Origin of the sequence: Sphaerochaeta sp. S2, from assembly GCF_016406725.1 — a bacterium.
Lineage (GTDB): Bacteria > Spirochaetota > Spirochaetia > Sphaerochaetales > Sphaerochaetaceae > Sphaerochaeta.
On sequence record NZ_JAEKNT010000296.1, the window covers coordinates 1 to 2,315 of the forward strand.

The 2,315-nt window shown below is 49.8% G+C and carries 3 protein-coding genes; all 3 read right to left on the reverse strand.

Going from position 1 to position 2,315, the window contains the following annotated elements; translation table 11 throughout:
- Positions 1-680: ATP-dependent Clp protease ATP-binding subunit ClpX (gene clpX, locus JF818_RS08630; RefSeq protein WP_198891611.1), on the reverse strand; the 680-nt coding region annotated here is incomplete at its 3' end.
- 2 nt (positions 681-682) lie between these two features.
- Positions 683-1,288 carry an ATP-dependent Clp protease proteolytic subunit gene (locus JF818_RS08635; protein ID WP_198891612.1) on the reverse strand — a complete coding sequence of 202 codons (606 nt, stop codon included), beginning with the start codon at positions 1,286-1,288 and terminating at the stop codon, positions 683-685.
- Between the two features lie 92 nt (positions 1,289-1,380).
- A partial coding sequence (gene tig / locus JF818_RS08640) for a trigger factor (protein ID WP_198891613.1) occupies positions 1,381-2,315 on the reverse strand: 935 nt, incomplete at its 5' end.

A 2,315-nucleotide genomic window follows, 5' to 3' on the forward strand; every position in this document is an offset into this window, starting at 1 on the left:
GGATGTTTGCGTCCACCCTGGGGAGGGACTGAGGCATCAGTACCTTCGATGATCTTCAGCAGAGCCTGCTGGACACCTTCGCCACTGACATCACGGGTGATGGAAGGATTCTCTCCCTTCTTGGCAATCTTGTCGATCTCATCAATGAAGATGATTCCGAACTCAGCTGCCTTGATGTTGTCATTTGCATTCTGGATAAGCTTAAGCAGTATGTTCTCGACATCCTCACCAACATATCCTGCCTCGGTGAGCGTGGTGGCATCTGCAATAGCAAAGGGAACCTGAAGCTTCTTTGCAAGTGTGGAGGCTAGCAATGTCTTACCTGTGCCGGTGGGGCCCACCATCAGGATGTTCGACTTGTCCAGCTCGACGCCTTGCTCTGATATCTGTTTCTGGTATTTAACACGTTTATAGTGGTTGTACACTGCAACCGCGAGTACTCGTTTTGCATCTTCCTGGCCAATTACGTATTCATCCATGTACTCCTTCAGTTCCTGAGGGGTAGGGATGTGTTCGGGAAGACCGACCATTTCCTCCTGGAAGCTTGGGTCTCCGGCAAGCATATCATTACAGACCTTGATGCACTCATCACAGATGGCAACACCCGGTCCGCTGATCAATCGCTTGACCTCATCTTGACTTTTTCCGCAGAACGAGCAGACTTTTGCATTTCTTGCCATTACTAACTCCTTCTCATAACACTATCGACGATGCCGTAGGAGACAGCATCATCACTACCGAGGAAGAAATCTCGTTCCACATCCTTGGCGATCTGCTCATAGGTCTTATGGGTATGCCTCGCGATGATGTCAATGGTAAGATTCTTAATACGACCAATCTCCTTGGCATGGATGGAGATATCGGATGATTGGCCTTCAACTCCGCCCCACGGTTGATGGATCATGACCCGTGCCGAGGGGAGTATGAATCGCTTTCCTTCCTGTCCAGCACAGAGCAACAATGCACCCATGCTTGCTGCCTGTCCAATACAGATGGTCTGGATGTCACTATGCAGGTACTGCATGGTGTCATAGATAGCCAAACCAGCGGTTACGGAACCTCCGGGGCTGTTGATGTAAAGGCTGATGTCTTTTGTTGGGTCCTCAGACTCAAGGAACAACATCTGCGCCACAACCAGGTCGGCTGTTGCATCATTGATTTCCCCATCAAGGAAGATGATGCGGTCTTTAAGCAGGCGACTGAAAATATCATAGGCTCTTTCGCCTACACCTGACTGCTCTACGACCATTGGTATGTTTGATTGCATCCTTTCGGGATGGATATTCATGGTAAAAGCCCCCTTTGGTAGCTTGGATTGAAAAGGCGGAACCAGTGAGGAACCGCCTTTTCACACACTATGCACTCTTGAGCATCTACGGCTTATGCGCCGTAGGTTTCGCTCATAAACGTCTCGTAAGCGACTTCCTCGCCTTCCTCAAACGTGTTGTTCTCCTGCAAGAACGGTGCAATCTTCTGGAAGCGCAAGTCATCCTCGATCATGGTGCGGTAGTAATCCCGCTGAGCCTGGTCGGTGACATCCTTCAGCTGCTCTTCCACAACCTTGTTCAATTCTTCTTCCTCAACGGTGAAGTTTTCTGCTTCCTTGACCTTTTCCATGATCAGCTGGATGCGCAGTGACTTTGCTGCAGCCTCTCTCCAAGGAGCGGTGATATCCTCCTTGGTCTGGTTCTGGAACTTGAGGAATTGCAGGATCTGCTCTTCACTCAGGCCAATCTGCTGGATGTAACGCTTCCAACTCTGCTCAACTTCCATGTCGATCATGCTCTGGGGAACAGCGATGGTAGCCTTCTCAAGAAGAGCCTCGCTCAATGCATTCAGCTTCTCATTCTCAAGCTTTGCATCGAGGGCTGCCTGCAGCTTCTCGCGGGTTGCCTTCACTAGGTCATCGACGGTCTTGTACTCTTCCTTGACATCCTGTGCAAACTCATCATCGAGCTCAGGGATATCACGGAATTTCACGCTCTGGACATTCACCTTCAGGGTGATGGTCTTTCCTGCATACCCCTCAACAGTTGAATCCTCTGCATAGGTCTTGGAGAAAACCTTCTCTTCCCCACTCTTCATGCCAACGACATCTTCATCAATCTGGTAGAAATTGGTGGTGCTTCCCAAGGTGAAAACGAACTCTTTGCGTTCGGTTCCAGGAACCTCGTTCTTCTCTTCGTCCAGTTCAACATAGTCAAGCGTGACAATGTCGCCCATTTCAGCAGCGCCATCCTTGTCGATGACCATTGCATTCTGCTCACGGAGCTTGTCGAGTTCAGCAGTAACAGCCTCTTCACTCAGTGTTACCT

Coding starts and splice junctions, on each gene's coding strand:
- JF818_RS08635 (WP_198891612.1), bottom strand. CDS start 1,288: ATGAATATCCATCCCGAAAGGATGCAATCAAACATACCAATGGTCGTA.